At 68.4% G+C, this 8,938-nt stretch carries 4 protein-coding genes; 1 reads left to right on the top strand and 3 read right to left on the bottom strand.

All coding sequences use genetic code 11. The annotated features are described in order from the left end of the window. From BXA11_RS40740 to BXA11_RS40730, 3 genes are all read right to left on the bottom strand, one after another. On the bottom strand, nt 1–323 hold a 323-nt coding region (locus BXA11_RS40740), incomplete at its 3' end, for a hypothetical protein (RefSeq protein ID WP_208865604.1). A 148-nt stretch (nt 324–471) separates the two neighbouring features. Further along, nucleotides 472–5,415 carry a ThuA domain-containing protein gene (locus BXA11_RS40735; protein WP_076443291.1) on the bottom strand — a complete coding sequence of 1,648 codons (4,944 nt, stop codon included), beginning with the start codon at nt 5,413–5,415 and terminating at the stop codon, nt 472–474. Nucleotides 5,416–5,628: 213 nt separating this feature from the next. Then, nucleotides 5,629–6,912, bottom strand: a complete 1,284-nt coding sequence (locus BXA11_RS40730; RefSeq protein ID WP_083744956.1) for an ROK family transcriptional regulator — start codon at nt 6,910–6,912, stop codon at nt 5,629–5,631. 242 nt (nt 6,913–7,154) lie between these two features. On the opposite strand from BXA11_RS40730, the gene BXA11_RS40725 reads away from it, so the two are divergent. Beyond that, complete coding sequence (locus tag BXA11_RS40725; protein ID WP_239105342.1) at nt 7,155–8,495, top strand: ROK family transcriptional regulator; 1,341 nt, start codon at nt 7,155–7,157, stop codon at nt 8,493–8,495. Nucleotides 8,496–8,938: the final 443 nt, after the last annotated feature.

The following is an 8,938-nucleotide window of genomic DNA, read 5'->3' as shown; positions in this document are numbered from 1 at the left end:
TGGCTGGCCTGGCCGACGACGGCCCAGTACTCGCCGGCGGGGATCTCCTCGGGGGTGCGGGTGTCGGTGACGGTGACGGTGGGCAGGGTGCCGGTGAACTGGCGGGCGGCGGCGTCGGAGCCGTTCTCCTGCAGGGACACCCCGTTGTTGTCGGCCACGGTCATCGACAGCTGGCCGGGGGTGGTGGTGGGCTGGATGTTCACCGACACGTCCACGCCGCCGGTGGCGGGGTCGTCGTCGGCCATGGCGGGGGTGGCCGCGCCGGCGAGGGCCAGGCCGAGCACCGACGCGGCGAGTATCTGGGTGGTCCTGGTGATTTTCATGCGAATCGCTCCATCTATGGGGGGCGGGGCCGGCCGGCTGGTCGGCCGGCCGGCCCCGGGTTGTGCTACGGCGGTGTCCTCGTCGTGGTGACCGCGGTCACCGCCGGTGGTGGTGCGGCCGGCGAGAGCCGGCCGCCGTGAACGCGGCTCAGCTGCAGCTGGCCGCGGTGTAGTTGGCGTCGTAGGACGAGGTGACCTGCTTGCCGCCGATCGTGGCGGTCGCCTTCACAGTGACCGTGCCGGCGTCGATGTGCCCGGCGCGGGTGTTGAAGGACTGGTAGGCCTGCTTGCCCGGAGCCACGTCGGCCACCGTCTTGGAACCGAACGGGGTGTTCAGCTCCACCGTCGCCGGAACGTCGGAGTCGTTGACGGCCGTGACCGCAACGTACGCCGAGGTGCCGATGCAACGGGAGGAGGCGGTGACGGTCATCTTGACCTCCGCCGGGGACGACGGCTTGTTCAGCTTGAAGTAGTCGAACTTGACCGTCTTGGACGCGCTCTGAGCGGTGCCGATGGTGTAGACGCCGACCTTCGACGCGTTCGCCACGGCGCTGTTCTTCACCACCGCGACCGTGCCGTTGGTGGCCAGGTCGGTCCAGGTGGTGCCGTCGGAGGAGTAGGAGCCGGTGAAGCTGTCTCCCTCCTTCTTCAGGCGCAGCCACCACGGGCCGGCGGAGAGGTTGTTCACCTGCGGCTGCGGGTTCTGCACGGTTCCGCCGACCTCGCTGCGCAGCTCGATCGTCCGCGCCACCGTCGACCCTGCGGCGTTGGTGGTGAGGAAGTCGAACTTCACGTAGTTGTCGTCGTCGCCGTACACCATCAGGCCACCCTGCTGGTACTGCTCGTTGAGGGCAGAGCCGTCGACCTTGGTCTCCAGCGTCCAGTCGCCGCTCGGCGCCTTCTGCAGGATGAAGTTCTTCGGGCCGCTGTTGGTCGTCCCGTAGATGTCACCCGTCGTGGTGTCGAGCTCCAGGTTGCCGCCGGTCACGCGGGCAGCCGTCGCGTCGGGACGCACGATCGAGTCCCAGCGGCAGTTGTCGAGCGTGGTGCCGTCGAACTGGTCGTCCGGCGTCGGCGCGGTGGCCTTGTCGTCCGGCGTGATCTGGAACCAGTCGAACGCCGCGTCCACCACCGGGTGGTTGGCGCCGGCCAGCGAGATCAGGCCGATCTTCGGGTTGGTGATCCCGGCGAGCGGCTTGGTCTCCGACATGGCGGTGAAGTTGGTGCCGTCAGCCGAGTAGTGAGCGGTGATGTTGGTGCCGTCGCTGATGAAGCGCACGTACACCGTGTCGGGGTAGGTGTCCCCGAGGTTGGCCGAGTTGCTCGCCGTCACCTCGTTGGGAGCGCCCTTGTCCTCGCGGATGAACTGGAAGATGCGGCTGGAGTGGTCAGAGCCCGAGGTCGAGCGCCCCTCCAGCACGATCTTGGCGTAGTTGTCGTCGTCGCCGTACAGGACCAGACCTGCCTGCTGGTAGGCGTCGGTCGCCTTCAGCGTCAGCTTGGCCGTGGCCGTCCAGGCGCCCGACGGCGCCGGCTGCACGACGATGTTCGGCGTGTTGTTGGTCGTCTGGTAGATGTCGGTGGCCGAGGTCGGGATGATGAGGCTGCCGTCGGCGACCCTCAGGTCCTGGTTCTCCCGGATCACCGACCAGCGGTCCCGGTCGAGCTGGTTGCCCAGGAAGTCGTCCGAGCGGCCGCTGAAGCACACCGTGGCCGGCGTGTTCACCTTGATCGCGATCTGCTGGGTCGAGGCCGCGCCCTTGGCGTCGGTCACCGTCACCGTCGCGGTGTAGTTACCCGGGGCGGTGTAGGTGTAGCTCGCGTTGGCCGTCGTCGGCTGCGGCGCGCCGTTCACCCCGAAGTCCCACTTGTAGGTGACCGTGTCACCCTCGGGGTCGGTGCCCGTCGAGGTGAAGTCGACCTTCAGCGGAGCGGTGCCCGTGGTCGGGGTCGCCGACGCGGTCACCGTCGGGCGCTGGTTCTCCGTGGCGCCCTTGCCGACGAAGTCGACCCAGTTGAAGTTGGCCAGGTTGGCGTCGTTGGCCGCGCTGGCCGGCTTGCGCACCACGAAGAAGATCGGGCCGCTGGTCGTCGGAGCATTGTTCAGGTTGACCGTGACGTCCTTGAACGTCTGCCAGTCGCCCGTGGGAGTGATGTCCGCCGAGCCGATCAGCGTGCCGTCGTCGGGGTTGCCGACGCGGATCTGCACGGTGCCGCCCGCGCCGGCCGAAGAGGCCCGCAGCCGGATCGCGCTGATGTTGGTCAGGTTCACCGGGTCGAACGACCAGTAGTCGCCGTCCTGGATGAAACCGATGTCCTTCGCGCCACCCGCGGAGTCGGTGGTGTCCTCGACCTGGACGCCGGCGGCGTCCGTGCCGACACCGCCGGTCACCCGGCCGGTCTGGGAGAAGTGCTCGGCCTGCTTGCGCTTGGGCTGCAGGATGACCTGGCCACGGCCGGTCAGCGGCTTGGCCCCACCGGCGCCCTGGTCGGTGTAGCTGGCCTCGATCACGTAGAACAGGTTGTCGTACTCACCGTGGCCCGACATGGCGGTCTGCACCGTGGCTTCGCAGCCCTTGGTCTGGTCGAGCGGGTGACCGTGGGTGTCGTGACCCAGGATCGACTGGATCTGCACCTTGTCACAGTCGATCGTGCCGTCCTCGGCGTCGGTGACGGTGACCTTGAACTTCACCTGGTCGCCGAACTCGAAGAACGCTCCGTTCGGCGGCACTTCGACCTTGACGACGGGCTTGCTGTTGCCCGCCTCGATCGTGACGCTGGAGGTGGCGGTCTTGCCGTCGGCGCTGGTGACGGTCAGGACAGCGCTGTACTCGCCGGCCGTGGTGTAGGTGAAGGAGGGGTTGGCCTCGGTGGAGTCGGTCTTGCCGTCACCGTCGAAGTCCCACGCGTAGGTGATCGCCTGGCCCTCGGGGTCGCGCGAGCCCTCGCTGGAGAACTGCACGGTCAGCGGCAGCGGGCCGTCGGTCTTGTCGGCCGTGGCGCTGGCGATCGGCGGGCGGACGCCCTTGGTGTACTCGATGCGGTAGACGCCCGAGTCGGCGTTGTCGCCGCCGAAGCCCGAACCCCACTCGATCAGGTACAGAGCGCCGTCGGGACCGAACTTCATGTCCATCGGCTTGAGGAACTTCAGCGTCGTCATGATCTTGTTCATCTCGACGAGCTTGGAGCCGTCCTCGTTCAGCTGGAACGACCACAGCGCGTTGTTGTTCCACTCACCGAAGATGGCCTTGCCGTCCCAGTACGCCGGCCACTTGATGGTCGACTGGACGTTCGGGTCGTAGCGGTAGACCGGGCCGCCCATCGGCGCGCCGCCGCTGATCTCGGGGAAGTTGTTCGCGTCGGCGGCGTAGTGGTACCAGACCGTCGCCGGGGTCACCGGCGGCAGGTTGGTCAGGCCGGTGTTGTTCGGCGAGTCGTTGACCGGCGCCGAGCAGTTGAACGCCGATCCCGACTGCTTGGTCGCGAAGTTGTAGTCGATGTACGGGGTGTTGTTGCCGATGCAGTACGGCCAGCCGAAGTTGCCCGGCTTGGAGATGAGGTTCCACTCGACCGTGTTCTGCGGGCCACGGGTGGCGCTGGCGGAGTTGGCGTCGGGGCCGTACTCGCCGAGCATGATGTTGCCCGTCTTGGGGTCGAGGCCGACCCGGAACGGGTTGCGGAAGCCCATGCCGTAGATCTCCGGCTTGGTCTTCGCCGTGCCCGGGGCGAACAGGTTGCCCGAGGGGACGGTGTAGGTGCCGTCAGCCTCGGGGTGGATGCGCAGCAGCTTGCCGCTCAGGCTGTTGGTGTTGGCCGCGGTGCGCTGGGAGTCCCAGTTGGCCCGGCCCGACTGCTCGTCGATCGGCGCGTAGCCGTCGGAGGCGAAGGGGTTGGTGTTGTCACCCGTACCGAGCCACAGGTTGCCGGTCTTGGGGTCCATCACCATGCCGCCGCCGTGGTGGCAGCACTCGGCGCGCTGCACCGGGACGTCCAGCAGCTTCTTCTCGCTCGCCAGGTCCAGGCTGTCACCGGTGACCGTGAACCGGCTCAGCCGGTCGACGTTCTCCGAGCCGTTGGGCGAGTAGTAGAGGTAGATCCAGTGATTGGTGTCGAAGGCCGGGTCCAGCGCCATGCCGAGCAGACCGCTCTCGTTGGCGGTGAACACGTTCATGTGCGCGGCCAGGACCGAGCCACCACTGGGCTTGATGATCTTGACGTCGCCCAGCCGGTCGATGTAGAAGACCCGGCCGTCCTTGGCGATGTTCAGCATCATCGGGTTGGACGTCTCGGTGTCGAGCGCCACCTTCTCGTAGCTGCTGCTCTGCGAGGCAGAGCAGTCGGCCTTCTCCGCACCCGCGGCGGTCTTGATACCGCCCAGGAGCAGCTTCAGGAAGTTGGCCTCGGTGTAGTTCTCCTTCTGGTGGCCCAGCCCGGTGTACCACGAGCGGCCGCCGTCGTAGTCCTGACACCAGGTGTTCGGGTGGTCGGCGCCCATCGTGCCGCCGGAGTAGGACTTCTCGTCCAGCGACGTCAGGACGTGGACCGTGCCACGCGGGTTGGTCTGGTAGTCGTACCACTCGTCGGTACGGCTCCAGGTGGTCGACAGGTCCTTGGTGGACGGGTGCGCCGGGTCCTCGACCTTGACTGTGGCCTGCTGGATCGCCGGGTGCTGCTTGAAGTAGGCCCCGACCAGCTTGCCGTACCAGGCCCAGTTGTATCCGCTGTCGGCGGCGGCGTGGACACCCACGAAGCCGCCGCCCTTCTCGATGTAACGCTGGAAGGCGTCCTTCTGGTCCTGCGTGCCCAGCGGGTCGCCGGTCGTGGACATGAAGACCACGGCCTGGTACTGCGCCAGGTTCGCGTCCGTGAACTGGGCGCTGTCCTCGGTGGTGTCCACCGCGAAGTTGTTGTCCTGGCCGAGCTTCTGCACGGCCGCGATGCCATCGGGGATCGAGTCGTGCCGGAAGCCGGTGGTCTTCGAGAAGACGAGGACCTTGAAGTCCGGCGCCGCCGCCGCGGTAGTCGTGGCGGCCTCGGCGCTTACGGGCGCCGAGAAGAGCGTGAGGACGGGAGCGACGAGGGCCAGAGCCATCGTCGCCGCGGTTCGACGTCTCGGACGCCGTCCCTTTTCTGGCAGGGCCGCATTGTGCGGCCTGGCCCACGTTCTTTGACGTGGAGACATGGAAAACCCTTTCCTGACCGGGGGGACGTCAGGCAAGGCGCGCGCCGCCGCGCTTGTTGCCACTTGGTCGTAGTGGATATTGCGGGTGCTGGAGGGTGCCGTCTCCAGGTCTGTGGGGGGCCGTCAGTAGGCTGCCGGCCCGGGTAGTGGATCCATGAGCGCCGCCGGATCGTCGATGATGTGGTTGACCACCATGCTCGCGGCGCCGCGGGACGCGGCGCCGAAACCGAGCGTGGAGGCGACGAACCGGCACTGGGCGGCGGGGGCTGCCACCACGAGCCGCTGTAGCTGATCCTGCGCGTGCGGCAGCAGCCACTGGGCCAGTGAGGCGAAGTAGCCTCCGATGACGATCACTCGCGGGTTGAACAGGTTGGCCAGGATCGAGCCGCCGAGCCCGAGCCATTCGCCGACCTGTGCCACCGCCATCATCATCCGACGGTCGCCGGAGGCCAGGCCCCTGGCGATGTCGGCCACCCGTTCACCGGGGTCGGGCACGGGCATGCCGGGCAGCCCGTACGCCTGCTCGGGCATGGCCGCACGTACGAGCGCGGCCAGGCCGACCTTGGTCTCCCAGCAGCCGATGCGGCCGCAGCCGCACTCGTCGCCGTTCGGGTCGACCCGTAGATGCCCGACCTCCCCGGAGAAGCCGTCAGCTCCTCGCAGGAGCTTGCCGCCCGAGATGATGCCGCCGCCGACGCCGACCTCGCCAGTGAGGTAGACCAGGTCGGGTGTGCCGGCGGCGATGCCCGAGGTGTACTCGGCCAGGGCGGCGAGGTTGGCGTCGTTGTCCACCCGCACCGGCACGTGCAGCGAGCCGAGTATCGAGCTCAGCTGGTCGGCCAGGGGCAGGTTGTGCCAGTAGAGGTTCGGCGCGAGCGTCACGACACCGCGTGTCACGTCCACCAGTCCGGGGACGGCCACCGCGATGCCCGCGGGGGCCGCGCCGGCCCGCCGCATCGCCTCCACGGCCTCCTTGGCGACGAGCCCGAGCCGGCGCACGGCGCTGTCCGGGCCGTTGCCCATCGTGTCGTAGACCACCCGGCGCTCGACCAGGACCCGGCCGCTGAGATCGGTGCCGTGGACCGCGATGTAGTCGACGTTGATCTCCATGCCGAGGGCTCCGACGTGCGCGCCGTGCAGCGCGACCGCGCGTCTCGGACGTCCGATCGCACCCACGTGCTCGACGCCGACCTCCCGCACGAGCCGGCGTTCCAGGAGCTCGGCCATGAGGTTGGAGACGGTGGCCCGGTGCAGTCCGGTCGCCTCCGCGATGTCGGCGCGGGACAGGGACCTGTGCTCGCGCAGCTCGCGAAGCACCAGTGAGAGGTTCGCCCTGCGGAGCACCGCCGGACCCGCCGGCGGAGCCGCGCCGCCTGGGGCGCGGGTGAGGTGCGGCTCCTTCGTCACCCGTGCCACCTACCTTTTGTTTGTCTCCGAGATCAATTAATGAGGGTTGTAACACGAGGATGTCCGGCTGCGCACCCCCGAAATGCGTAACGAGTTGGCATCGCTCACATTCATGCACTTCACACCCCATTCCGGACACGGTTACCGGAACGTTACGGAACTTGCAACCGGTTTCACTCTTGTGTTGCCTGGAACTCGCTGTCTTTAATTCGGCCAGCCATGCGAACTAATTGAGGAGCGGCGTGGAGCACAGCAGGGCCGACGGCCACAGGACCGACTCGATGAGTCGCGGCAGGTCCGCGGGAGTTCCCGCGGACCAGGCCACCGTGCGCCGTTCCAACCTCGCTCTGGTGCTGCGTCACGTGAGTACGTACGGCCCGTGCTCCCGGTCGGCCGTCGCCGTCGCGACCGGGTTGAACAAGACCACCGTCACCAGCCTGGTGAGCGAGTTGCAGGCACGTGGGCTGGTCAAGGAGACGGGACCGCAGCACGCGGGCTCCGTCGGCCGCCCGAGTGTCGCGCTCGTCCTGGACGGCTCGCGGGTCGGCGCCCTGGGCGTCGAAGTCAACGTCGACTACATCGCCGCGATCGCCTCCGACCTGGCCGGCAGAGTGCTGATCGACCGGCGCATCGGCTTCGACGCCATGGGGTCCGGCCCGGAACGCTCACTCGACGAACTGGTCCGCGTGATAGAGAAGACCATCGCCGATCTCGACCGGCTCGGGATCGCTCTGGCCGGGATCACGGTGGCGATCCCCGGCCTGATCGACACCACCACCGGCACCGTGGTCGTCGCCCCCAACCTCGGCTGGCATGGGGTGGCGGTGGCCGAGCGGCTGTCCCAGGCCGACATCCGCGGGGACATCCCCGTCACGGTGAACAACGACGCCAACCTCGCCGCACTGGCCGAGTACACCTCGGGCGTCGCGGCGGGCACCTCCGACCTGGTCTACCTCACCGGCGAGGTGGGCGTCGGCGGCGGCGTCATCGCGGGTGGCCGGTTGCTGGGCGGAGCGGACGGATTCGCCGGCGAGGTCGGCCATGTCATGGTCGATCCGTCCGGCGAGCGGTGCCGCTGCGGCCGTACCGGCTGCTGGGAGACCAAGGTCGGACTGGCCGCGCTGGTCCGCATGGCCACACCCGACCGAGCGTACGGCACAGGCCCTCAGGTCGTCCGCGACCCCGAGGAGCGGCTGGCCGAGATCGAGCAGCGACGTGCAGAGGGAGACCCTCGTGTCGACGCCGCCGCCGAGGAGGTGGGCCGGTGGCTCGGAACCGGAGCCGCCATGCTGGTCAACCTCTTCAATCCGCGGGTGATCGTGCTGGGCGGGTATTTCGCGAGGCTCGCCGACCGGATCATCCCCGCGGCGCGGCAGGAGCTGTCGCGCCTGGGCATGAGCGAAGCCGTCGAACGCTGCCGGTTCGCCGCCTCCGATCTCGGTTTCGGCGCCGCCTCGCGCGGCGCGGCAGGAGTCGTCGTCGAACGGGCGCTGTCCGACCCCACAACCATCGCGATCCGAACAGCCCCGGCCATCGGAGTGATCGAAGGAACCCCGATGGCCCGATTGCCCCACTCACCCTGACCCGCGCGTCCCGACACGCGGTCCCGACCTTTCGTCAATCCAATCCAGACGTCCCGTCCGCCTGACCGTCCCGTTCCGCACGCCTCGGCACACCCCCGCCCATCCCGGTGCCGCGGCCATGGCGCACGTGGTCAGGCGGACGGGAACCACTATGCCCTTTTTCCCACCCAGAACGTCCCGCCCGCCTGATCGGCAGTCCGGAAGCCGCACCGGCATCGTTGACGCCGACCTCGGTGCCAGTCGCGGCGGTGCCAGCCGGCGCCGTCAGGCGGGCGGGGCTACGGCCGCACCTACTCCAGGGAGGCTCTTGTGCCGCGGTCATCATCCGACTCGTCATCTCTGCTTCAAATGAGGGGGATCGTCAAGCAGTTCCCCGGCGTACGCGCGCTGGACGGTGTGGACCTTGAGGTCAGGGCCGGCGAGGTGCACTGTCTGCTCGGGCA

The organism is Microbispora rosea (genome assembly GCF_900156315.1).
Taxonomy (GTDB): domain Bacteria; phylum Actinomycetota; class Actinomycetes; order Streptosporangiales; family Streptosporangiaceae; genus Microbispora; species Microbispora rosea.
The sequence above is the reverse complement of the archived record's forward strand: the minus strand, read 5'-3'. Positions and strand labels throughout refer to the sequence as shown.

Excerpts from the sequence above, each read along its gene's own strand:
- BXA11_RS40735 (WP_076443291.1), bottom strand. The coding sequence starts at position 5,415 with ATGGCTCTGGCCCTCGTCGCTCCCGTCCTCACGCTCTTCTCGGCGCCC.